Genomic DNA, 22,033 nt, shown 5'->3' on the forward strand with positions numbered 1-22,033 from the left:
TGCGGGTCCTTTCGTCGATCAGAGCTGGCGGACGGGTTTCCAGTCGCCGAGGTAGGCGGCGGGGGTGTGCGACGCGGCCTCGGCGGCGCTGAGCTGGGGCCGGTTGTCGGGGACGGTGATCACCGCGCCCGGCCCGGTGTTCCGGTACTCGTGGAACCGCATGGACTGCCAGGGATAGGCGTCCCGCATGTTCGTGTAGGGCGCGACGGGGTCGATCCCGGGGCCGATGAGACTGTCCCGCACGACCAGCGAGGGCCAGGCGGTGGTCTCGTACGTCGGCACCCAGGGCCGCGCCAGCTTGTACGCCCCGTCCTCCGCGCCGGAGGAGAACCGGCAGCGGACGGCGAGGAACCCGTGCGGATCGGCACGGGCGGTCGAGGGGGCGAACACCATGCCCTTGGGGGTGAAGTCCACGTCCCGTCGCAGGGTGCGGAAGTGGCAGTCCTGGTACACCGCGACCGCCCGTCCGAAGACGAAGTCGACATCACCCTCGATATGGCAGCGGTGGAAGAACTGCCGGTCGAAGGAGCCGAGTTCGGCCGTGTCGGCGAACAGGGTGTCCTGGTGGGCGAGGAGCCGCACGTTCTCGAAGTGCGTACGGTCCCCGGTGAGATACGCGGCGACGGCCTGGGTCCCGGTGATCTCCGGGTGGCCGGCGCGCAGCCAGTCGTTGGCGAGGGTGAGATCGCGTACGACGAGTCCGGCCGCCGCGGAGGTGAAGGTCGCGGAGCCGGCCGTGCCGTAGGTCCCCGAACCGTCGGGCTTCTGGGTCCCGTTGGCGTTGTCGAAGACGATGACGGCGGCCCGGGGATCACGGCTCGCGCCCCGCAGGGTCAACCGCACCTTGTCCGCGGGCACGTTGACGACCTCGCGGTACGTCCCCGGATGCACGACGATCGTCCGGCCCGGCCCGGACACCGCGTCCACGGCCGCCTGGACGGAGTCACCGGGGCGGACGTGCAGGACACGGCGGTCGTGGTCCGGGGCGAAGGCCGACGCGGCTCCCACGGCGACGGCGGACAGGAGTGTGCGTCTCGACAGCACGTCAGCACTCCTTCCACGGGGCCCAGTCGCCGAGATAGGCCTCCCGGGTCGCGGACCCGGCCTGTTCGGCGGTGAGCTGGGGCCGGTTGGCGGCGACCGTGATCTCGGCGCCGGGGCCGAGGTTGCGGTACTCGGCGAAGCGCTGGCTCTGCCAGGGGAAGGCGTCCGACATGTCGGTGTAGGGCGCGACCGCGTCGATGCCGGGGCCCAGCCGGCTGTCCCGGACGACGAGCGAGGGCCGGGCGGTGGTGTCGGAGCTCGGCACCCACGGGCGGGCCAGCTTGTAGGAGACGCGCGGGACTTCGCCGGTGACGCGGCTCCCGGTCACCAGATAGCCGTGCGGGTTGAGAACCGCCGTCGAGGGCGCGAAGACGAACCCGTACGGGGCCGCCGCCAGGTCGGTCCGGTTCAGGGTGCGGAAGTGGCACCCCTCGTACACCGCGGTCGCCCGCCCGAAGACGAAGTCGACGTCGCCCTCGGCATAGCAGTGGGCGAAGTACTGGCGGGCGAAGACACCGAGGGCCGTCGAGTCGGCGTACAGGGTGTCCTGATGCCCGAGGAACCGGCAGTGGTGGAAGGCGCTGCGATCGCCCTGCACCTTGAGGGCGACGGCCTGGGTGGCGCTGATGTCCGGGTGGTCGGCGCGCAGCCAGTCGTTGGCGAAGGTGATCCAGCGGGCGGTGAAGCCGTCGGCCTGCACGGTGGTGGTGGCGGAGCCGGTGGTGCCGTAGGTCCCGCCGCCGGGCTTGGCGGTGCCGGCCGCGTTGTCGTGGACGATGACGACGTCACGCGGGTTCTCGGAGGCGCCGATCCAGGTGGCCTCGGTGCGGGTGGTGTCGAGGGCGACGGTCTCCCGGTAGACGCCCGGGGCGAGGACGAGGGTACGGCCGCTGCCGGTGGCGGCGGTGACGGCGGCCTGCACGGTGGTGAAGTCGCCGCGGCCGTGCGGGTCGACGTACAGGGTCCCCGGGGTGCGGCGGCGCTCGGGCGACCCGTACCGCCCGAACGGACGGCGGCCGGCGCCGGCCCGTGCGGGGACGGCGGCGAGGCCGAGCGCGGCGCCCGCCCCGGCGCTCGCGATCAGGAAACCCCGTCTGGACAGGGGAGGTCGAGAATGGTGCGAGGGCATGCGGATGCTCCTTCGCGGTGCGGCTCGGGTGAGGTTCGCGGTGCGGCTCGGGTGAGGTTCGCGGTACGGCTCGGGTGAGGGAGGGGGCCGGAGCGGTGGGGCGCCCCGGCCCGGGGACGCGACGGGGTCAGCGCAGTCGGCCGGCCCCGGCCGCGCAGTCGACGATGCGCGGCACGGCCTGCGCCGGGTCGACCCTCGTGCGCAGGGCCGGGGTCCAGGTCGAGCCCGCCTGGAGGGTCTCGGCGGGGATCTGCGCGTTGTGGACGGCGATCAGGTCCGTCGGCTCACCGTTGACGTAGTTGTCGTCGGCGGTGAGCGTCGACTCGTTCCACTTCTTCAGGATCGAGCCGGCCCCGACGGTGTCGGGCAGGGTGAACGCGTTGTGCTCGGCGACGAGTTGGGACTCCATGCCGATGCCGTAGCTGTAGCCGTAGCCGTCCTCGGCGACGAAGTGGTTGTTGTAGGAGTCGACCTGCCCGAACCGCACCCGGGGCGCCCGCTCCACCAGGTCGGAGAACAGGTTGTGGTGGAAGGTGACCTTGAGATGCCCCCGGTCGACGGCGGCCGTGGACGCGCTGTCGCTGTTGCCGATGAGGATCGTCTTGTCGTGGTCCTCGAAGACGTTCCAGGAGGCGGTGACGTAGTCGGCGCCCTTGACGATGTCCAGCTCACCGTCGTGCTGCTCGTAGATCCGCCCGAAGTAGTACGGGAGTGTGCTGTCCGGGTGATCACCGTCGGTGAACGTGTCGTGGTCCATCCACACATGGGTCGATCCGTAGACCACCGCGCTGTCGTACTCGGAGTTCCAGTTGCCGTCGGCGGTGTCGGTCGGATCCCACTGCGGGAAGCAGTCGAGGGGGCTCTCGAGGCTCAGGTTGCGGACCATGACGTTGTCGACGGCCTTGATCTGCAGGCTGGCGCCCTTGAAACCGGCGTCTTTGCCGATGCCGACGATGGTGGTGTTGGCCGGGACGTTCGCCTTGATGTAGGCGTCCTGGTGGGCGGCGGAGGCGCGGCGCAGCCCCTCCGGGCTGTCGTCGGGCTCGCCGTCCAGGTTGGTGGAGTGCCCCCAGGCCTCGGGTGAGTACGTGGCGAGGTAGGCGGCGAGGTCATAGCCGGGCACGGCGAACGAGTCGCAGCTCGGCCCGTCCGCGTCGATGGCCCCCTTGACTCTGATGATCTTCGGCGCGCTGCCCCCGTCGGCCAGGGCGGCCTTGAACTCGTCCCAGGTGGTGACGGTGTAGACGTGCGCGGAGTCGGCGGCGGCCCCGCCGGTGGTCCCGGTGGTGGCGGCGCCCCAGCCGTCGTCGGCGCCCAGCACCTGGCGTTCGAGCGCTGCCCGGTGCGGGGCGGCGGCCTGGGCGGTCCCGGTCACGGCGAGCACGAGGGCGGTGCAGCCCACGAGCGCCGTCATGACGCGTCCATGACATATATAGGTACGCACTGTGCGGGTCTCCTCAGCTATGCGGGTGGCCAGGTGATCCAGGACGTGGGGATGTCCTGGTGCAGCCGGACGACGTCGTGCCGGGCCAGCACCCGGGTGCGCGGCAGTTCCCGCGCCACGAGCCGGGCCACGGCGATGGCCCCCGGCGGATTGAAGTGCGTGTTGTCCTGCTCGGTGCCGGTCCAGTTGAAGTACGTCTTGGTCGCCTCGACCCCGAGCGACTGCCACAGCGCGAGCGACAGCGCCTCGATGTCGAGCAACGGCACGCGTTCCTGTGCGGCGAGCGCACGCATCGCCGCCGGGTAGTCGCCGTGGGTCGGCACGGCGTTGCCGTCGGCGTCGAACCTCCGCCGCTCCACGGGCGTGGCGAGGACCGGCCGGGCACCGTGCGCGCGGGCGCCCTCGACGTAGCGGCGCAGACAGTCCTGATAGGTGGTCCAGGGCTCGGTGTACCGGGTGGGGTCGTCGCTCTTCTCGTCGTTGTGCGCGAACTGGACGAGGAGCAGATCGTGCGGCCGGATGGTGGCGAGGATGGCGTCGAGCCGCCCCTCGTCGACGAAGCTCTTGGAACTACGGCCGTTCACGGCTTGGTTGGAGACGGCGATTTCCTTCCGCAGGAAGAAGGGGAGAGCCATTCCCCACCCGGTCTCCGGGGCCGCGTCGGCGAATTTCTGGGCGGCGGTGGAGTCTCCGGCGATGTAAAGGGTGCGTCTCCTGTCGGGAGAACGGCCGACGAGAGGAACGGCGGCGAGGGCCGCGGAAGTTACCTGTCTGCGCGTAAGGGACACGCGGGTCACCTTTCAAACAGGGAGCAATGTGACCTACCTAGGGGCGCGGGGAACTGCGCGACCAGCCACAACAGACCTGCAGTCCCCCACCACCGCAACCACCGCACATCAGTGGTTCTTCTTCCAGTCCGCCTGGGCCTTATCAAGCTGATCGGCCAACGTGTCCAGAAATTCCTTCGCCGTCAGCTTCCCCAGCAACACCTTCTGGAAGTTCGGCTCGTTGTCGGCCTTGGAAACGGTGTTCCAGTCCGGCAGATAGTAAGGAAGCTGCACGATCTTGGTGGACGCCCCGTTGAGCGCCTCGGCGGCCAGTTCCGTCGGCTCCGACGCCTGTACCCACGCGTCCCGCGCCGCCTCGTTGTTCGCCGGCACCTGCCCCGCCGACTCGTTCCACTTGCTGTTGGCCTCGTGGGAGGCCGCGAACTCGATGAACTTCCAGGCGGCGGCCTTGTTCTTGCTGGACTTGAACAGGCCGAGACCGTCGACCGGGTTGGACACCTGCACCCGGGTCCCGTTGTCGAGCGTGGGATTGGGAATCCCCTTGAACTTCCCGCTCAGCGCTTTCTCGTGGTCGGCGTAGGACCCGAGGTTGTGGCTCAGCATCCCGATCGTGCCGGAGTCCCACTGCGCGACCATCTTGGTGAAGTCGTTGTTGACGTCGGCGGACGGGGTGTCCTTCTTGTAGAGCCCGACGTACTTCTCCAGAGCAGCGACGTTCTTCGGATCATTCACCGTCGTCTTGTCGCCGTTCCAGAACGAGGTGATCCCGCTCTGCCCGTACATGGCGTCCAGCGCCTGGGCTATCGACCCCTCACCGCCCCGGATGGTGTACCCGAACTTGTTGTTCCCCTTGTCGGTGAGTCTGTCGGCCGCCGCGAAGAAGTTCGTCCAGGTGGTCGGCGGGTCCAGCTTGGCCGCGCTGAACAGATCGGTCCGGTACCAGAGCGTGCCGTTGTTCGCGGACGTCGGCACGGAATAGGTCTTCCCGTCACCGCCGGCGGCTTTCACGCTCTCCAGGAACTTCTCGTTGAGCTTGCCGTTCAGGGAGCTCTTCGCGAGCCGGCTGTCCAGCGGCTCGAGGGCGCCCTGCGCGGCGACCTCCGCGAGCATCGCGGTGCCGACACCGCCGACGTCGGGGAGTCCGCCGCCCTGGATGGAGGTGTCGTACTTGGACTGCACACTGGCGGCGGGCACCCCGACGTAGTCGACCTTGATGCCGGGGTTCTGCTTCTCGAAGTCGGCGATGATCTGCTTCCAGACGTCGGTGCGGACACCGCCGTTGTTGTCCCAGAAGGTGATCGTGCCCTTGCCGGAGCCCTCGTTGCCCTTGTCCCCCGCGCTGCCGCTGCCGTCGTCGCCGCAGGCGGTGGCGGTCAGGGCGAGCACGGAGCCCAGGGCGACGGCGACGGCCGCACGCCTGCTTCTGCGAATGCGGATGCTGCTCTTCATTGGTCGGCTCTCTTCTTCTGGATCCAATGGAGATGTGAGGTGGTGGGGAGGTCCGGTTACTCGGCGCTGATCCGGAACCGTGTGAAGGCGGCCGCCCCGGCGTGGCCGGGCCCCTCGGGCGCCACGGCGAAGAGGCCGAGCAGGGCGCCGGTCCAGCGCCAGGGCGTGGCGGCGAACACCGGTCCGGACGGGACGGGGCCCGCCCCGATGTCGTACGCGAAGCGGCAGCGCGCCCCGAGGCCGATCCCGATGCGCAGCCGGGCCCGTCCCTCGGGCGCGGGGCAGCTCCGCGAGGCGTCGCGTTCGCGGTCGGCGACGGCCTGGGCGAACCGGTGCACCAGCCGGACCGCCCGGTCAGGACCGCACTCCAGCCCGATCCAGCCGAAGGCGTCCCCGAGGACCGCGAGCCCCGCCCGCGCACCCGGTTCCGTGCTCTCCAGCCGGAGTCCGACCTCGACGGCGCACGGCGAGCCGGGCAGCCGCTGCGTCAGCACGTGCGGCAGTCGTCGCAGGTCGTGGGCGTCCGCCGAGCGCACGCAGGCCAGTCGCAGGCCGTCTCCCGAGTGCTGGGTGGCCCAGCACTCGCCCGGGTTGGCGGTCCACTGCCACCGGCGGCCGAACCGCCCGCCGGGGAAGTCGTCGTCGGTCGCGGGCGCGGCGGGCGGCCGCGCCGGCAGACCGGGCCTCGGGTGCACGGCGACGGGCGCGCCGTCGTCCCCGATCACCGGCCGGCCTCCCCCACTGCCCCACCGCATCGGCTGGAGGTGGACCACCCGGCCGTACCCGCCGCGCTGCTGGGAGTGCAGGAACCAGTCCTCGCCCGTCGCCGTGCGCACCCAGCCGCCCTGGTGCGGTCCGTTGACGTCGGTGTCCCGCTGCTCCAGGACGATCCGTTCCTCGTACGGCCCGAAGAAGCCGCGGGAGCGCAGGGCGCCCTGCCAGCCGGTCGGCACGCCTCCGGCGGGCGCGAGGATCCAGAACCAGCCGTCGTGCCGGTAGAGCTTGGGGCCCTCCAGGGTGAACCATCCCGGTATCCGGTCCCCGTCCACGATCACCTTGCCCGCGTCGAGCAGTGAGGTGCCGTCGGGGTGCATACGGTGGCCGGTCAGCCGGTTCCTGATCCCGGAACGGGACTTGGCCCAGGCGTGCACGAGGTACGCCTCGCCGGTCTCGTCGTCCCACAGGGGGCAGGGGTCGATGAGGCCCTTGCCCTCCTTCACCAGCCGCGGGCGGGTCCAGGGGCCGCGGATCTCGGGGGCGTTGACCTGGAAGATGCCCTGGTCGGGGTCGCCCCAGAAGATCCAGAAGCGGTCGTCGTGATGGCGCAGCGAGGGTGCCCAGACCCCGCGGTCGTGGCGCGGGGAGGTGAACCGCTCCTCGGGCTCGAGGAGTTCGAGGGCGGGGCCGACCAGGGTCCAGCCGACCAGGTCGCGGGAGTGCAGCAGGGGCAGTCCGGGGACGCGGCCGAAGCTGGAGGCGGTGAGGTAGAAGTCGTCGCCGACGCGGACGACGTCCGGGTCGGACCAGTCGGCGTTCAGGACCGGGTTGGTGAAGGTGGTCATGGGGTCACCGCCTTGCGGGCCAGTGCGGCCGCCTCGCCCCGCCCGAGCCGCCCGTCGGCGACGACGGCGACGACGCGCCGGACGACGGTCTCGCCGGGAGGGACGCGCAGCCGCTCGGTGTGGGCCAGCGAGGAGCCGACGCCCGGGTACTCGGCGGTGCGCACGAACCAGGGGTCGCGTCGGGTGTCCTCGGTGGCTCCGGCGAAGACGAGGGTCCAGTCGGTGCCGGCCAGCGCCAGCCAGTCGGCGCTTCGGCCGTGCACCGCCGGCTCGCCCTCCCGGTCCGCCGTGAAGGCGTCCGGGGCGGCGGCTTCCCTGCGGGCCCGCCAGAAGTAGCCGCCGTAGGCCGCACCGGGGCGCCCGTTGGTGGCGGGGCTGCCGATCGACAGCGGGCCTTCGGTGATGTTGGTGAGGGAGAAGGTGAAGTCCAGCGCCCAGGCGGTGTCGGTGAGTTCGGTCGCGGCGACCGTGCGCCGTTCGCGCAGCAGCTCGGTGCCGGCGGCGGTCCAGCGCAGCTCTTCCACGAACCCGTCGGGGTCGCGCAGCTGGAAGGCCAGGTGGCGCTGGGTGCCGTGGTGGTCCAGTTCGGTCGGACCCTGGTCCCGGACGAAGGTCCGGCCGCCCCAGAAGTTGAACCCCTCGACGTCGGGAACGGCGACACCGACGCCGAGGTGGTGGGTGTGGTCGGCCGGGGTCAGCTCGGTGACCGCCGTGCCGGCCAGGGTGGTGACGGGGTGCAGGTAGGGCCGCGGGGAGCGGCGGGCCGGCAGTTCGGGCCGGGTGACGTAACGGGCGACCGGGCGGCCCGCGACCCGTAACACCAGGGTGTCTGTCATGTGCTCACCGCTTTCGGTGGGGCCCAGGGGGCGGACAGCTCGGAGTAGAGGGCGAGGGTGTCGGCGCAGGCCGCGACCAGTCCGTCGATGCCGGTGACGACCCGGCGGTCCTCCTCGGGCAGGAAGTGCCAGGCGTCGGCGGGCAGGGCGGCCGGGTCACCGGCCAGTCGAATCGCTTCAACGACCTTCATGAAGGCGCCCGTCGAGTCCGGTTCGACCAGCAGTTCGGCGCCGGTGGTGAGGTGGTCGGCGAGGTTCTCCAGCAGGTCCGTGCTGCCGTACACGGTCTCCTGCGGGCCGTGGCCCGCCCGCTGCACCAGCACCCGGTCCTGCTTGTACCAGAAGGTGATCCGGCCGCTGGTGCCGTGCACCAGGACGTAGGGGTCCCCGGGCTGCTCGGCGCAGAGCGTGGCGGCGACGGTGAGCGGGCCGCGCGGGGTGGTGACGCGGACGCAGGAGGTGTCGTCGGACTCGATGTCGTTGGCGCGCAGCAGTTCGGTCTCGATGCCGGTGACGTCCTCGGCGCGGGGGGTGCCGAGCAGGGCGAGGCCGGTGGCGACGGAGTGCGCGAAGGGGTTGGTCAGGACGCCGTCGACGACGTCCACGCCGCCGAGGCGCCGCTTGCCGGCCCAGGGCGCCCGCCGGTAGTAGGACTCGGCGCGGGCCCAGGCTCCGGCCCCGCCCACCCCCACCACGTCACCGATCGCGCCCTCCGCGAGCAGCTTGCGGATCGCGGGCAGGGCGCCGGAGCCCAGCGACTGGAAGCCGATCTGGCAGGCCACGCCCGCCTTGGCGACCCCGTCGGCCATCCGCCGGAACTCGGCGTAGGACGGCGCCGGCGGCTTCTCGAGCAGCAGGTACACGCCCCTCTCGGCGGCGGTCAGCGCGAGGTCGGTGTGGGTGGGGATCGGGGTGCAGATCACGGCGATCCGGGCGCCGGTCGAGTCGAGCAGGGCACCGAAGTCGGCGGACTGCTCGGGCGTGCCGAGGCCCTCCGGCAGCTCGTCCGCGCCGAGCGGGGTCAGCTCGCAGATACCGGCCAGCCGGACCACCCCCTTCTCCTGGAGGCGGCGGATGTTCTCCAGGTGCCAGCGGCCGTGGCCGCGCGCCCCTGCCAGCACGATGTCGATGGTCGAAGAGTTCACGGCATGCTCCCTGCGCTGTCGATCTTTGCGTGCAGGGTAAGCGTTTGCCCCGGGCCGCCCGTGAGGTGTCTCATCCCTTCACCGCCCCCGCGCCGAAGCCGGTGATCAGCCACTTCTGGATGAAGGCGAAGACGATCACCACCGGTACGGCGGCGATGATCCCGCCCGCGGCCAGTGCGCCCAGGTCGACGCTGTCCGCGCTCATCAGGGTGTTGAGCCCGACCGGGATGGTCTGCTTGCTCTGGTCGGAGAGGAACATCAGGGCGAACAGGAAGTGGTTCCAGGCGTGCACGAAGGCGAAGGAGCCGACCGCGATCAGCCCGGGCCGCAGCAGCGGGAGGACGACGATCCGGAAGGCGGTGAGCCGGTTGCAGCCGTCGACCCAGGCGGCCTCCTCCAGGGAGTAGGGCACGTTCCTGATGAAGCCGCTGATCAGGATCATCGACAGCGGCAGCTGGAAGACGGTCTCGGCGATGACGACACTGCCGAGCGAGTTGATCATCTGGAGCTTGGCGAAGATCTGGAAGAGCGGGACCAGGAGCAGCGCGCCGGGCACGAACTGGGAGCAGAGCAGGGCCAGCATGAAGCCGCGCTTGAGCCGGAAGTCGAAGCGGGCCAGGGCGTAGCCGCCGGCCAGTGCGACGACCGTGGTCAGCAGCAGGGTGGCGACACCGACGTAGACGCTGTTGGTGAAGTAGGTGGCGAAGCTGCGCTCGGTCCACACCTTTTGGAAGTGCTCGAAGGTGACCGGCCAGGGCACCAGGGCGGTGGAGCCGGCCGGGCGCAGGGCGAAGAGCAGGATCCAGTAGAAGGGGACGAGGGTGAAGAGGAGGTAGATCCCGAGGGGGAGGTAGATCCCCCAGCGGGGGGCCTCGTCCCAGGCGCGGCGCTTCTTTCCCGGCCGGGCGGGTGCGGACACGGCGGGTGCGGTCTCGGGGGCGATCTCGGTGATCACTTGGTCTCGCCTCCGAACTTGCTCAGCCGCAGGTAGACCACCGAGCAGAAGAGCAGGATCACGAACGCCACCGTGGTCAGCGCGGAGGCGTAGCCGAAGTTGTGGGCGTCGACGCTGGTGTTGGCGATGTAGAGGGGAAGGGTCGTCGTCTCCCCCGCCGGACCGCCTCCCGTCAGGGTGTAGAGCAGGTCGACGTTGTTGAACTCCCACACCGCGCGCAGCAGCGTGGAAAGGACGATGGCGTCCTTCAGGTGCGGCAGTGTGATGTGCCAGAACTGCTGGAGACGGCCGGCCCCGTCGACCTCGGCGGCCTCGTACAGGTCCCTGGAGACGGACTGGAGGTCGGCGAGGATGAGGATCGCGAAGAAGGGGACGCCGCGCCACAGGTCGGCGACCACGGCCGCCGGGAACACCGTCGAGGTGTCGGAGAGCCAGCTGGTGCCGTACGACCCGATACCCGCGTCGGCCAGGTAACGGGTGATGCCCGTCTGGGAGTTGTAGAGCAGCACCCAGATCGCGGAGGTCAGCACCCCGGAGACGGCCCAGGGCGAGAAGACCAGCGCCCGGCCGAGCGCCCGCCCGACGAACGTCTGGTTGACGATGAGCGCCAGCGCCAGACCGAACAGCAGCTGCAAACCGACTTCCACCACGACCCACTTGGCGCTGAAGGTCAGCGTGGACCAGAACTGCGGGTCGTGCGCGAAGGCCTGGGTGAAGTTGCCGAGGCCCGCGAAGCCGTTCCGCCAGGGCTTGGTCGGGTTGTAGTTCTGCAGGCTGTAGTAGAAGACGCTGAGCACCGGGTAGGCGATGAAGCCCAGCATCAGCAGGGCCGCCGGGGCGATCAGCAGATACGGCAGCCTGCGCGGCGTCGCGGAGGCACGGCGCCGCCGGGGTGGCGCGGGCGGTTTCGCCACGGCTGCGGCTTGGGCCATGACTGTTCTCCGTTCGCTTTGGTTACAGCGGGTGCAGGAAGCGCTTGCTAGATGCATGCGGTTGAAGCGCTTCGACGATCATCAGAGGCAGTTGTGGGCGGTTACGGGTGGTGCGGTCAGCCCGCGTACGGGTCCGGGACCTCGCCCGGCCGGGCCAGGAACTCGAAGTCGCAGCCGGTGTCGGCCTGGGTGATCTGCTGGTCGTAGAGCGCGCCGTAGCCGCGCCGGTAGCGCACGGCCGGCGGCGTCCACCCGGCCCGGCGGCGCGCCAGCTCCTCGTCGTCCACGTGGAGCCGGAGGCTGCGGGCCGCGACGTCCAGGGTGATGGGGTCCCCGGTGCGGACGAGGGCGAGCGGCCCGCCGATGTACGACTCGGGCGCGATGTGCAGGACGCAGGCGCCGTAACTCGTGCCGCTCATCCGGGCGTCGGAGATCCGCACCATGTCCCGCACGCCCTGCTTCAGCAGGTGGTCGGGGATGGGCAGCATGCCGTACTCGGGCATGCCGGGGCCGCCCCTGGGCCCGGCGTTGCGCAGCACGAGCACGCTGTCGGCGGTGATGCCGAGGGCGGGGTCGTTGATGGTGCGCTGCATGGTCCGGTAGTCGTCGAAGACGACGGCGGGACCGGTGTGCTTGAGCAGGTGCGGCTCGGCGGCGATGTGCTTGATGACGGCGCCGTCCGGGCAGAGGTTGCCGCGCAGCACGGCGACTCCGCCTTCGGCGGCCACCGGGTTGTCGCGGGGCCGGATGACGTCGTCGTCGTGCACCTGGGCGCCGGCGAGCTGCTCGCGGTAGGTGTCGTGCGACACCGTCGGCCGGTCGAGGTGGAGCAGGTCGGGGATGCGGGAGAGGAAGCCCGGGAGGCCGCCCGCGAAGTGGAAGTCCTCCATGAGATGTCTCTGGCCGCCGGGCCGGACGTCGGCGAGGACGGGCACGGTGCGGGCGATGCGGTCGAAGTCGTCCAGGGTGAGCCGCACGCCCGCCCGTCCGGCCATGGCGATGAGGTGGATGACGGCGTTGGTGGAGCCGCCGAGGCCGAGGACGGTGGTGACGGCGTCCTCGAAGGCCTCGGGGGTGAGGAGCTGGGAGAGCCGCCGGTCCCGGTGGACGAGTTCGACGATCCGCAGCCCCGCCCTGGCGGCCATCCGGTCGTGCCCCGAGTCGACGGCCGGGATGCTGGACGCGCCCGGGACGGTCACGCCGAGGGCCTCGGCGGCGGCGGTGAGCGTGGAGGCCGTCCCCATGGTCATGCAGTGCCCGGGGGAACGGGCCAGGCCGCTCTCCAGCTCCGCCATCTCGCAGTCGCCGATCAGACCGGCGCGCTTGTCGTCCCAGTACTTCCACATGTCGGTGCCGGAGCCGAGGACCTCGCCCCGCCAGTGGCCGGGGAGCATCGGTCCTGCGGGTACGAAGACGGCCGGCAGGTCGACGGAGGCGGCGCCCATGAGGAGGGCGGGGGTGGACTTGTCGCAGCCGCCCATGAGCACGGCGCCGTCGACGGGGTACGACCGCAGCAGCTCCTCGGTCTCCATGGCGAGGAGGTTGCGGTAGAGCATGGGGGTCGGCTTCTGGAAGGTCTCGGAGAGAGTGGAGACCGGGAACTCCAGCGGGAAGCCGCCTGCCTGCCACACGCCCCGCTTGACCGCCTGCGCCCGGTCACGGAGGTGCACATGACAGGGATTGATGTCCGACCAGGTGTTGAGGATCGCGATGACCGGCTTGCCGAGGTGCTCCTCGGGGAGGTAGCCGAGCTGGCGGGTACGGGCACGATGGCTGAAGGAGCGCAGGCCCTCGGTGCCGTACCACTGGTGGCTGCGGAGTTCTCCGGGCTGCTTGCGAGGCGCGTTCACAGGGACCATCCGGAGGCGATGGCGGCGACCTCGGCGCGCTCTTCCTCGGGCAGCTGCCTGCTGGGCGGGCGGACGTCGCGGCGGCACAGACCGAGGGAGGCGAGGGCCTCCTTGACGACGGTGACGTTGTTCGCGGAGCCGTTGGCCGCGCGGAGTTCCTCGAAGCGGCGGATCTGTTCCCAGACCTTCATGGCGGCCGGGTAGTCGCCGGATCGAAGCGCTTCGATCATGTTCAGCGAAACGGCCGGTGCGACGTTCACCAGGCCGGAGGTGAAGCCGGTGGCGCCGGCCGAGAAGTAGGAGGGCGCGTAGGGCTCGGCGAGCCCGGCGACCCAGACGAAGCGGTCGAGACCGGCGTCACGGGCGAACGCGGCGAATTTGGCGGCGTCGGGGACCGCGTACTTGACGCCGATCACGTTGGGGCAGGCGTCGGCGAGTTCGGCGAGGCGGGCGCCGGGGAGCTGGGCGTTGCGGACGTAGGGGACGACGCCCAGTTCGGGCACGGACTCGGCGATGGCGCGGTGGTAGTCGACCCAGCCGGCCTGCGAGACGTACGGGTGGACGGGCTGATGGACCATGACCATCCGGGCGCCGCGCTCCCGGGCGTGCCGGGCTGCGGCGACGGCGGTCGGCACGTCGTGTCCGACGCCGACGAGGACGGTGGCCCGCTCCCCGGCCTCCTCGACGGTCAGTTCGGTGACGAGCCGCCGCTCCTCGGGGGTGAGGGCGTAGAACTCGCCGGTGTTGCCGTTGGGGGTGAGGGTGCGGATCCCGCCGTCGAGGAGGCGGCGCAGCAGGGCCCGGTGGGCGATCCGGTCGACGCTGCCGTCCTCGGCGAAGGGGGTCACCGGGATGGCCACGACGTCGGCCAGGGCCGCCCGTTGGGTCTCGAACGCCACGCTGCTCATTCCTGTCCTTCCTTGGCCTGGGCTTCGGGGTACGCACGCTCGACGAAGGACGCGATGTGGGCGTGCAGGGCACCGGCGGCGCCGTCCGCGTCGCCCTCCAGCGCCAGCCGCAGGATCTCGCGGTGCTCACCGGCCTCCTGTTCCCAGGAGGGGGAGGCGGCCCAGGCGACGGCGGAGACGAGGGCGGCCTGGTCGCGGACCTCGTCGAGCATCCGGCCGAGCAGCGGGTTGCCGCACGGGAGGTAGAGGGCGCGGTGGAAGTCCCGGTTGGCGAGGGAGCGTTCGGCGGTGTCGGTCGCGTCGTCGGCCCGGGTGAGGGCGTCGCGGGCGGCGTCCAGGGACGCGCCTCTGCGGACGGCCCGGCGGAGCGCCTCGGGTTCGAGAAGGAGCCGTACGTCGTAGACCTCGCGCGCCATGTCGGCGTCCACCATGCGCACCGTGACGCCCTTGTACTGGTTCATCACGACCAGCCCGGTCCCGGCGAGTGTCTTGAGCGCCTCCCGCACGGGGGTCTTGGACACCCCGAACTGCGCGGCCAGCTCGGTCTCCACCAGGGCCTGACCAGGCGTCAGCTGCCCGGTCAGAATGCGGTGTTTGATCGCGTCCAGCACGTACTGCGTCCGGGACGGGATCGGCATGGGCACAGAGGTCATGCGCGCCTCTCGGGGTCACGTATCGGCTCCGGGAGCCGGTCTGACGTATCTGATCTCGCGTATCGCGTCTCATATATGACGTACGAAGTACGACGCGGATGAAGGTAGGAGGACGGCTGTGTTTCGTCAATGCTTCTGACAAAGGCGGTTGGGGAGGAAGGTCAAGCCCCGCGGAGGGGAGCCGCGCCGACCCAGCGGTGGTAGGCGTCCACGTCGACGTTGCTGCCGCACACGATCGTGACGACGTGCCGGCCGGCGAAGCGGTCACGGTCTTCGAGGACCGCCGCGATGCCGAGCGCGGCCGACGGTTCGACGACGAGGCCGGCGTGGTCGAGGAGCATCCGCATGCCGGCGACGATCGACGCCTCCTGGACCAGGACGGCGTCGTCGGCGACCAGCAGGAGGTCGTCCAGGACGGCCGGGACGGGACACCGGCCGGCGACGCCGTCGGCGATGGTGTCGGTCGAGTCGGTGGTGACGACACGCCGCCTGTGCCACGAGTGGGTCATCGCCGGTGCGCCCAGCGGCTGGACGCAGATCACCTCGACTTCGGGTGCCAGTGCCTTCATGACATGGCCCACGCCGGTGGCCAGCGCCCCGCCGCCGAGAGCGATCAGGACGGTGTCGAACGACGGCGCCGTGTCCACCAGTTCCAGGCCGATGGTCGCCGCGCCCTCGCAGGTCTCGATGTCCAGGCTGTCTTCGACCAGCCGGATGCCGTCGTACCGCGCGATGGCCGCCGCCCGCTCGCGAGCCGTCTCGTGGTCGCCGTCCACCAGCTCCAACCCGGCGCCCAACGCGCGGATGCGTTCGAGCTTGGCCCGGGTCGCGAAGCGGGAGGCCACGACGGTGACGTCGAGCCCACGGCCGCGACCGGACCACGCGAGGGCCTGGCCGAGGTTGCCCGCGCTCGCGCACACCGCGGCTCGCGAGGCACCGCCGGCCAGCAGGCTCGCGACCACCTCGGTGCCGCGGGCCTTGAAGCTGCGGACCGGGTTCGCCGTTTCGAGCTTGATGCTCACCGTGCACCCGAGGCCGGGTTCCAGCGCCTCGCAGCGGTACAGCGGAGTGTCGAGGAAGACCGGGTCGATCACCCGGCGAGCCGCCCGGATCCGAGCCATGTCGAGACGCGTCCCCTGCACGAGACGGCAGCGTAGCGCCACCGGCGCCGGTTCCGTGGGCAAACTGCCTGGATGTGCGGGTCGGTCGAGGTGTGTCACCCGTGTCAGAACCCCCGGGCCTCCCCCTCCCGCGCCACGCTGGTGGGCCGCTCCGACACCGCCCCCGCCCGGGCCGCCGCCATCTCCCTGGTCAGCGTCGGCCCCACATGCGTGACCAGCAACTCCCGCGCCCCTGCCGCCCGGGCGATCCGCCCCGCGTCCTCCGGCGTCAGATGGACCTGTTTGCCCTCGCGATGCTCGTCGATGTCGGCCTCGCACAGGAAGACGTCCGCGCGGGCGGCCAGCTCGGTCAGCGCGTCACAGGGCCCGCTGTCCCCGGAGTACGCGAGAACGCTCCCCTGGCATTCGGCACGCAGCCCGTAGGCCTCGACGTCGTGGGCCACCGCCCGCGCGGCGAGCCGCAGATTCCAGTGCCGGACCATGTGCCCGTCGTACAGGGGCCGGAAGTCGAACACCCCGCTCAGGAAGCCCAGGTCCGGCCGGCCGAAGAAGCTCGCGAGCCGCCCCGCGCACTCCTGCGGCGCGTACACCGGTATCGGCGCCGCCGGCGTCATCCCGCCGAAGGCGTACGCGTAGGCCGCGGCCAGCAGATCCGCGCTGTGATCCGCGTGCAGGTGCGAGATCCAGATCGCCGTGAGCCGCGCCGGATCCGTGTACCGCTGCAATTCCGCGAAGGTTCCGGTGCCCGCGTCCACCCACACCTCGGCGCCCCCGCCCCGCAGCAGATAGCCGGAGCACGGGCGGCCGGGCCGGGGGTGCGGAGAGGCCGTGCCGAGGACGGTGAGGCTCAGTGCCATGGCGAGGAGAGTACGGATCCGGGTCCCCGCCCGCTCACGATTCGAGTGGATCTACGGCTTTGGGCCCGGTCCCGTCACGGCTTCCAGCCGGGGTCCCGGCCGCTCAGCCCGACCGCCCGCGCCAGCAGCGGCGCGCTCTCCGGCACCGGTACCAGCGGGCCGAAGGGGCCCCGGTCGGCCTGCGCCGCCATCCGCAGGAAGCCGTACGCCGCCTCCAGCGCCGCCGGATCCGGGGCATAGGACTGCCCGGTCGCGCGGGCCAGGTCCCAGCCGTGGATGACCAGTTCGTCGGCGGCGACCGCCGCCGCCACCTCTCCCGGCAGGTCGATCCCGCCGGCCCGGGTCATGCCGCGCCACGCGGACGGGTCCCGCCAGGCCTGCGCCAGTTCGTCGAGTGCCTTGGGCAGCTCCTGCCGCCATCCCGGGCCGAGTTCCGGCAGGGTGCCGTCGGGACGGTGGTCGGTCGTGGTCCCGAGATTCTTGTGGGCCGCGTCCCGGAAGGCCACGGACAGCCCCGCCACATGGCCCAGGAGGTGGCGGACCACGTAATCCGGACACGGGGTCGACGCCGTGAGCTGCTCGTCCGTCACCCGCTCCGCGAGCATCGCCACGATCCGCGCCTGCGGGCCGATGTCGATCATGGTCGTGCCGGTCATTCCCGTCGCCTCCCAAGTCCGTTCCGGAGATCTCCTTCAGGAGGTAGACCGCGCCGGCCCCGGAAACTCATCGTCACGCCCCCGGCGGTTCGCGCACCGTCCGGCGTCTTTCTAAGGCACCTTCCCGATCCCCGCACCCCCTCCTTAGCTCCACGATGACCAGGCATGACCACCTCCTGGACCGTGACCCGCCTGCTCCGCGACCGCAACGCGGCCCTCTACCTCACCGGTGTCGTGGTGTCCGGCTTCGGCAGCTCCGCGCTCTGGCTGGTGTCGGGCGTCTGGGTCAAGGACCTCACCGGCTCCGACGGCCTCGCCGCCCTGTGCACCGCCGCGCTGTGGGCCCCCACCCTCCTCGGCCCGGCCCTCGGCACCCTCGCCGACCGCGTCCGCCGCAAGCCCCTGCTCATCCGCCTGAACCTCGCCCTCGCCGTCCTCCTGCTCCCCCTCTGGACGGTCGGCTCGCCCGGCTCCGTCTGGCTCCTCTTCACCGTCCTCGTCCTGTACGGCGCGGCCGGCGTCGTCGAGGACGCGGCCAACTCCGCCCTGGTCGCGGCCGCCGTCGACCCGGCCCTCCTCGGTGACTTCAACGGGCTGCGGATGACCGCCCGCGAGGGCATGAAGCTGGTCGCCCCGCTGACCGGCGCCGCGCTGTACACGGCGTACGGCGGGCCGAGCGTGGCGGTGCTGGACTCCGGCACCTTCGTGCTGGCGGCGGGGGTGTGCGCGCTGCTCCGGGTGCGCGAGGAACGCCCGCGGCCGGCGACCGGGAGCTGGCGGCGGCAGACCGCCGAGGGCGTCCGGCTGCTGTGGGGGCACCCGGCCCTGCGTCCGCTGGTGCGTGCCGGTGGCGCCACGATGTGTCTCGCCTCGCTCGGCAGCAGCCTGAACTACGCGGTGGTGGACGCCCTCGGCCACTCCCCCGCCTACACCGGCGTGCTGTACGCCGTCCAGGGCGTCGGCTCGGTCGCGGTCGGGCTGGTCTCGGGGCCCGCCCTGCGGCGGCTCGGCGAGCGCCGGTTCGCCGCGTACGGCATCGCGCTGACGGGGGTCGCGCTGGCCGCACGGGCGGTGCCGTACGACGCGGTGGTGCTGGCGTGCGCTGCGGCGGGCGGGCTCGGGCTGCCCTGTGTGCTGATCGCCGCCTACACCGCCGTACAGCGCGAGATCCCGGCCGCCGCGCTGGGGCGGGCCACCGCGACCGCCGACACGCTGATGTTCACACCGAACGTGATCGGACTGGCCGTCGGGGCCGCCCTCGTCGAACTCGTCGACCACCGGGCGCTGTTGGCGGTCTTCGGCGGTGCGCTGCTGGCCACCGCCGGGTCACTGGCTCAGCGCAGCGCCTCCCGCACCGCGGCCAGGTCGCCGTCGGACGCCAACCCGGCGTGATACAGCCGCAGTTCGGTCGCGCCCAGCGCACGCGCGCGGGCCGCGTCGGCCGCCAGGGTGCCGGGGCTGCCGCCCATCCCGGAGACCACCGTGAAGTTGGCGGCCAGGACCGTGTCCTCGCGCGCGTGCTCCGCGAAGGGCGTCAGCAGGGCCGTACCGCCCGCGCAGGGGACCACGACACCGTCCGCGACCGACAGCACGTGCGCGGGGTCCACGCCCGCGTTGGCGCCGCAGTGGTAGGCCACCGGGTCCCCGTGCAGCAGCACCTGGAAGCCCTCGGGGGCCGCCGTGCGCACCGCGGCCACGGCCGTCTCCTGGAGCGTGCGGGCCCGCCCGTCGCGCCACGCGCGGGTGGCCGCCGCCACCGGTTCGCCGAGCAGCTTCTCGACCGTCGGCCACCCGCCGTCGTCCGCCGCGCCCCGCCACAACGGCTCCAGGGCCTCCCGGACTGCCGTGGCCAACTCGTCGGCGTCCAGGCCCTGTTCGGCGTACCCGGCCCGGCAGGCCGGGCAGAAGCACAGCGCCATCAGGTACTGGCCGGCGTCTCCGAGGGCGACGCCCGCGGTCTTGTCGTGGGCGTGCAGATGCTGGAGGCCGTACCAGCCGAGGGACTCCAGTTCGGTGCCGGCCGCGCCCGGACGGACGGCGGCCTCGGCGGCGAGGTCGGTCAGGTACGCGCGCGTGGCGGGCTGGGCGATGCAGGGGGCCCAGGGGTAGCGGTCGCCGTAGGCGTTGACGACCGAGGTGTCCGGGTGCTCGGCGCCCAGCCGGGAGCTGTGGGCGAGGATCACCCAGGTGTGGACGTCGAGGCCGGCGCCGGCCAGGGCTTCGGCGGCCTCTCCGTAGGCGTCGCCGGGGGCCCAGTCACCCGCGGGGTGGGGGCGGAGCCGACGGTCCGCCCAGCGGTCGCCCGCCGGGTAGTAGACGGCCGCGTACTCGGCGGTGACGATGCGGTGGCGCGGGTGCCGGGGGGTCAGCGCGCGGGTGGAGTGGTAGGCGGAGGCGAGGGTCACCTGGTCCACGCCGAGCCCGGCGATCCGCTCCGGGGCCCCGGGATCCCCGTTCACGTCCCAGGGGTAGACGAACGCCGACGCCTTCAACGGTCCTCCCCCGGATCCCGCCGGCGCCGTCACGCGTCCTCCTCCAGCAGTGCGTACCCGCGCTCGATCAGCTGGGCGAGCTGCTTCACATGGTCCTCGCCCGGCTCGTGCAGCGGGGGCCGGACCTCGCCGACGTCCAGACCGCGCAGCCGTACGCCCGCCTTGACCAGGGAGACGGCGTATCCCCGGCCCTGGGCGCGGAGTTCGACGAACGGACGGTAGAAGCCGTCCAGCAGGCGCTCCACCGTCGGCCGGTCCCCCTCACGCAGGGCGGCGTGGAAGGCGAGGGCGATCTCGGGGACGAAGCAGAAGACGGCCGAGGAGTAGAGGGTGATGCCGATGGCCTGGTAGGCGAGCTGGGTCTGTTCGGCGGTCGGCAGGCCGTTGAAGTAGAGGAAGTCGCCGGGGACCTCGGTGCGGACGGCGCTGACGATGCGCTGCATCAGGTCCAGGTCGCCGAGGCCGTCCTTGAAGCCCATGATGCCTTCGGTGCGGGCGAGTTCGACGACCGCGGGCGGGGTGAACACCGCGTTGTCCCGCTGGTAGACGATCACCGGGAGATCGGTCGCCGCGGCCACCTCCCGGTAGTGCCGCAGCAGGCCCTCCTGGCCGGCGACCACCAGGTAGGGCGGCATGGCGAGCAGGCCGTCGGCGCCCGCGGCCGCGGCGAGACGCGCGTAGCGCACGGCGAGCGCGGTGCCGTAGCCGGCGCCTGCGATCACCGGTACCCGGCCCTCGGTGGCCGCCACGGCCGCGCCCACGCAGGCCTCGAACTCCTCGGGCAGCAGTGCGTGGAACTCGCCGGTGCCGCAGCAGGCGAACACGGCCGCGGCACCGGCCTCGACGCCCCGGCGCACATGCTCGCGGTAGGCGTCGAGGTCGAGGGAGCCGTCGGGGCCGTAGGCCGTGACGGGGAAGAAGAGCGGCCCGCGCGGGTCACGGAGCCGCACGGCGAGAGGGGCTGGCGTCACGGGCGCTCCCTGTCGATGCATGTGTCTGATCGGTGTCCATATTCATGAACGCGACCACGTTACGATTCCTCATCGGTGCCGGTCAAGCCGCGAAACGGGCAACACCAAGGCGGATTACCGCACTCCACGGCACACTTGACTCAGCGCGCCCCAGCTCCCTAGCGTGTCCATGAATGTGAATGTCGTACACGTACGCGATCAGCGCTGAACAAGGAGACCGTGGATGCCCACTCCCCGCACGCTGCTGCTGACCGGTGCCGCCGGCGGGCTCGGCACCCTGATGCGGTCCCTGCTCCCGGAGTACGGCTACGAACTGCGCCTCTTCGACGTGCGCCCGATCGACGGCGAGCCGGACGCGATCACCGCCGACCTCGGCGACCAGGACGCGCTGCGGGAAGCGGTGCGGGGCGTGGACGCGGTCCTGCATCTCGCGGGGATCTCCCTGGAGGCGCCCTTCGACAAGATCCTCCGCTCGAACATCGAGGGCACCTACCACCTCTACGAGGCCGCCCGCGAGGCCGGCGTGCGGCGTGTCGTCTTCGCCTCCTCCAACCACGCCGTCGGCTACACCCCGGCCCCGCGCGCGGGTGATCCACTGATCCCGATCGACACCCCGCGCCGCCCGGACACCTTCTACGGCCTGTCCAAGTCCTTCGGCGAGGACCTCGCCCAGCTGTACTGGGACCGGCACGGCCTGGAGACCGTCTCCGTCCGCATCGGCTCCTGCTTCGCCGAGCCGGCCGACGTGCGCATGCTCTCGGTGTGGATGAGCCCCGCCGACGGCGCCCGGCTCTTCCACGCGGCGCTGACCGCCGAGGAGGTCGGCCACACCGTCGTCTACGGCTCCTCCGCCAACACCCGCCTGTGGTGGGACCTGACCGGCGCCCGGGCGCTCGGCTACGAGCCGCAGGACGACTCCGAGCGGTTCGCGGAGAAGCTGATCGCCGAGCACGGCGAGCTGGACCCGCAGAACCCGGCCCACACGCACCTGGGCGGCCGATTCGTCAACGACCCACCCATCTGGCCGTACTGAACCGAACCGAACGAGACGCGAGACGCGACACGGCGGATGAGAACCGGCCACGGCGGCACGCCGGGCGGCTGAGAACGATCGTCCATGGCGGCGGGGGGGGCCCCCACCGGCCCCCCCCCCCCCCCGGTGGGGGCGCCCCCCCGGCCCCGCGCCCCCCCCCCCCCCCCCCCCCGCCCGGGCGCGGGGGGGCCCCCCCCCCGCCCAACCG

The 22,033-nt window shown here is 71.9% G+C and carries 20 protein-coding genes; 2 read left to right on the top strand and 18 right to left on the bottom strand.

The genetic code is table 11. From position 1 onward, the window contains the following. Window positions 1-18 precede the first annotated feature (18 nt). From ACGFZQ_RS46320 to ACGFZQ_RS46395, 16 genes are all read right to left on the bottom strand, one after another. Window positions 19-1,041 (bottom strand): pectinesterase family protein, encoded by a 1,023-nt coding sequence (locus tag ACGFZQ_RS46320; protein ID WP_393845582.1) that lies wholly within the window; start codon window positions 1,039-1,041, stop codon window positions 19-21. A 4-nt stretch (window positions 1,042-1,045) separates the two neighbouring features. Beyond that, window positions 1,046-2,173, bottom strand: coding sequence for a pectinesterase family protein (locus ACGFZQ_RS46325; protein WP_393845563.1), 1,128 nt, complete (start codon window positions 2,171-2,173; stop codon window positions 1,046-1,048). 127 nt (window positions 2,174-2,300) lie between these two features. Beyond that, a complete protein-coding gene (locus tag ACGFZQ_RS46330) occupies window positions 2,301-3,587 on the bottom strand; it encodes a polysaccharide lyase family 1 protein (protein ID WP_393845564.1) in 1,287 nt (428 codons plus the stop codon). A gap of 47 nt (window positions 3,588-3,634) precedes the next feature. Further along, window positions 3,635-4,405: a rhamnogalacturonan acetylesterase gene (locus ACGFZQ_RS46335; RefSeq protein WP_393845565.1), complete on the bottom strand. Its 771-nt coding sequence runs from the start codon at window positions 4,403-4,405 to the stop codon at window positions 3,635-3,637. A gap of 108 nt (window positions 4,406-4,513) precedes the next feature. Further along, window positions 4,514-5,854, bottom strand: a complete 1,341-nt coding sequence (locus ACGFZQ_RS46340) for an ABC transporter substrate-binding protein (RefSeq protein WP_393845566.1) — start codon at window positions 5,852-5,854, stop codon at window positions 4,514-4,516. Between the two features lie 56 nt (window positions 5,855-5,910). Continuing rightward, the gene (locus tag ACGFZQ_RS46345) at window positions 5,911-7,416 is read right to left on the bottom strand and encodes a family 43 glycosylhydrolase (RefSeq protein WP_393845567.1); all 1,506 of its coding nucleotides are present in this window, start codon (window positions 7,414-7,416) and stop codon (window positions 5,911-5,913) included. Next, the gene (locus tag ACGFZQ_RS46350; protein ID WP_393845568.1) at window positions 7,413-8,252 is read right to left on the bottom strand and encodes a PmoA family protein; all 840 of its coding nucleotides are present in this window, start codon (window positions 8,250-8,252) and stop codon (window positions 7,413-7,415) included. The genes ACGFZQ_RS46345 and ACGFZQ_RS46350 overlap by 4 nt, the downstream gene beginning before the upstream one ends. Further along, window positions 8,249-9,397, bottom strand: coding sequence for a Gfo/Idh/MocA family protein (locus ACGFZQ_RS46355; protein ID WP_393845569.1), 1,149 nt, complete (start codon window positions 9,395-9,397; stop codon window positions 8,249-8,251). The genes ACGFZQ_RS46350 and ACGFZQ_RS46355 overlap by 4 nt, the downstream gene beginning before the upstream one ends. A 70-nt stretch (window positions 9,398-9,467) precedes the next feature. Then, window positions 9,468-10,352, bottom strand: coding sequence for a carbohydrate ABC transporter permease (locus ACGFZQ_RS46360; RefSeq protein WP_393845570.1), 885 nt, complete (start codon window positions 10,350-10,352; stop codon window positions 9,468-9,470). Further along, entirely contained in the window at window positions 10,349-11,284 is a 936-nt protein-coding gene (locus tag ACGFZQ_RS46365) for a carbohydrate ABC transporter permease (RefSeq protein WP_393845571.1), read from the bottom strand. The genes ACGFZQ_RS46360 and ACGFZQ_RS46365 overlap by 4 nt, the downstream gene beginning before the upstream one ends. A 116-nt stretch (window positions 11,285-11,400) precedes the next feature. Continuing rightward, window positions 11,401-13,134 (bottom strand): L-arabinonate dehydratase, encoded by a 1,734-nt coding sequence (gene araD / locus ACGFZQ_RS46370; protein WP_393845572.1) that lies wholly within the window; start codon window positions 13,132-13,134, stop codon window positions 11,401-11,403. Next, window positions 13,131-14,042 carry a dihydrodipicolinate synthase family protein gene (locus tag ACGFZQ_RS46375; protein WP_393845573.1) on the bottom strand — a complete coding sequence of 304 codons (912 nt, stop codon included), beginning with the start codon at window positions 14,040-14,042 and terminating at the stop codon, window positions 13,131-13,133. Before ACGFZQ_RS46375 ends, araD begins: the two co-directional genes overlap by 4 nt. Further along, window positions 14,039-14,695: a GntR family transcriptional regulator gene (locus tag ACGFZQ_RS46380; RefSeq protein ID WP_393845574.1), complete on the bottom strand. Its 657-nt coding sequence runs from the start codon at window positions 14,693-14,695 to the stop codon at window positions 14,039-14,041. The genes ACGFZQ_RS46375 and ACGFZQ_RS46380 overlap by 4 nt, the downstream gene beginning before the upstream one ends. Window positions 14,696-14,856: 161 nt before the next feature. Then, complete coding sequence (locus ACGFZQ_RS46385; RefSeq protein WP_393845583.1) at window positions 14,857-15,816, bottom strand: threonine/serine dehydratase; 960 nt, start codon at window positions 15,814-15,816, stop codon at window positions 14,857-14,859. A 104-nt stretch (window positions 15,817-15,920) separates the two neighbouring features. Then, window positions 15,921-16,673: an MBL fold metallo-hydrolase gene (locus tag ACGFZQ_RS46390; protein WP_393845575.1), complete on the bottom strand. Its 753-nt coding sequence runs from the start codon at window positions 16,671-16,673 to the stop codon at window positions 15,921-15,923. A gap of 74 nt (window positions 16,674-16,747) precedes the next feature. After that, on the bottom strand, window positions 16,748-17,329 hold the full coding sequence (locus tag ACGFZQ_RS46395; protein ID WP_393845576.1) for a TIGR03086 family metal-binding protein: 582 nt from the start codon (window positions 17,327-17,329) through the stop codon (window positions 16,748-16,750). Between the two features lie 165 nt (window positions 17,330-17,494). On the opposite strand from ACGFZQ_RS46395, the gene ACGFZQ_RS46400 reads away from it, so the two are divergent. Then, window positions 17,495-18,721, top strand: a complete 1,227-nt coding sequence (locus ACGFZQ_RS46400) for an MFS transporter (protein ID WP_393845577.1) — start codon at window positions 17,495-17,497, stop codon at window positions 18,719-18,721. Here ACGFZQ_RS46400 and ACGFZQ_RS46405 read toward each other — a convergent pair. Beyond that, entirely contained in the window at window positions 18,664-19,821 is a 1,158-nt protein-coding gene (locus ACGFZQ_RS46405; protein WP_393845584.1) for a hypothetical protein, read from the bottom strand. The genes ACGFZQ_RS46400 and ACGFZQ_RS46405 overlap by 58 nt on opposite strands. Window positions 19,822-19,850: 29 nt before the next feature. Next, window positions 19,851-20,792 (bottom strand): 5-dehydro-4-deoxyglucarate dehydratase, encoded by a 942-nt coding sequence (locus ACGFZQ_RS46410; RefSeq protein ID WP_393845578.1) that lies wholly within the window; start codon window positions 20,790-20,792, stop codon window positions 19,851-19,853. A gap of 223 nt (window positions 20,793-21,015) precedes the next feature. Between ACGFZQ_RS46410 and ACGFZQ_RS46415 the strand changes: the two genes are divergently transcribed. Then, window positions 21,016-21,825, top strand: a complete 810-nt coding sequence (locus tag ACGFZQ_RS46415) for an NAD-dependent epimerase/dehydratase family protein (protein ID WP_393845579.1) — start codon at window positions 21,016-21,018, stop codon at window positions 21,823-21,825. Window positions 21,826-22,033: the final 208 nt, after the last annotated feature.

The sequence above is a fragment of the Streptomyces sp. NPDC048254 genome (genome assembly GCF_043201895.1).
Classification (GTDB): domain Bacteria; phylum Actinomycetota; class Actinomycetes; order Streptomycetales; family Streptomycetaceae; genus Streptomyces.

Excerpts from the sequence above, each read along its gene's own strand:
- ACGFZQ_RS46345 (WP_393845567.1), bottom strand. The coding sequence starts at position 7,416 with ATGACCACCTTCACCAACCCGGTCCTGAACGCCGACTGGTCCGACCCG.
- ACGFZQ_RS46325 (WP_393845563.1), bottom strand. The coding sequence starts at position 2,173 with ATGCCCTCGCACCATTCTCGACCTCCCCTGTCCAGACGGGGTTTCCTG.
- ACGFZQ_RS46395 (WP_393845576.1), bottom strand. The coding sequence starts at position 17,329 with ATGACCGGCACGACCATGATCGACATCGGCCCGCAGGCGCGGATCGTG.
- ACGFZQ_RS46415 (WP_393845579.1), top strand. The coding sequence starts at position 21,016 with ATGCCCACTCCCCGCACGCTGCTGCTGACCGGTGCCGCCGGCGGGCTC.
- ACGFZQ_RS46340 (WP_393845566.1), bottom strand. The coding sequence starts at position 5,854 with ATGAAGAGCAGCATCCGCATTCGCAGAAGCAGGCGTGCGGCCGTCGCC.
- ACGFZQ_RS46400 (WP_393845577.1), top strand. The coding sequence starts at position 17,495 with ATGACCACCTCCTGGACCGTGACCCGCCTGCTCCGCGACCGCAACGCG.
- ACGFZQ_RS46390 (WP_393845575.1), bottom strand. The coding sequence starts at position 16,673 with ATGGCACTGAGCCTCACCGTCCTCGGCACGGCCTCTCCGCACCCCCGG.
- ACGFZQ_RS46350 (WP_393845568.1), bottom strand. The coding sequence starts at position 8,252 with ATGACAGACACCCTGGTGTTACGGGTCGCGGGCCGCCCGGTCGCCCGT.
- ACGFZQ_RS46385 (WP_393845583.1), bottom strand. The coding sequence starts at position 15,816 with ATGGCTCGGATCCGGGCGGCTCGCCGGGTGATCGACCCGGTCTTCCTC.
- ACGFZQ_RS46375 (WP_393845573.1), bottom strand. The coding sequence starts at position 14,042 with ATGAGCAGCGTGGCGTTCGAGACCCAACGGGCGGCCCTGGCCGACGTC.
- ACGFZQ_RS46365 (WP_393845571.1), bottom strand. The coding sequence starts at position 11,284 with ATGGCCCAAGCCGCAGCCGTGGCGAAACCGCCCGCGCCACCCCGGCGG.
- ACGFZQ_RS46330 (WP_393845564.1), bottom strand. The coding sequence starts at position 3,587 with ATGACGGCGCTCGTGGGCTGCACCGCCCTCGTGCTCGCCGTGACCGGG.
- ACGFZQ_RS46380 (WP_393845574.1), bottom strand. The coding sequence starts at position 14,695 with ATGACCTCTGTGCCCATGCCGATCCCGTCCCGGACGCAGTACGTGCTG.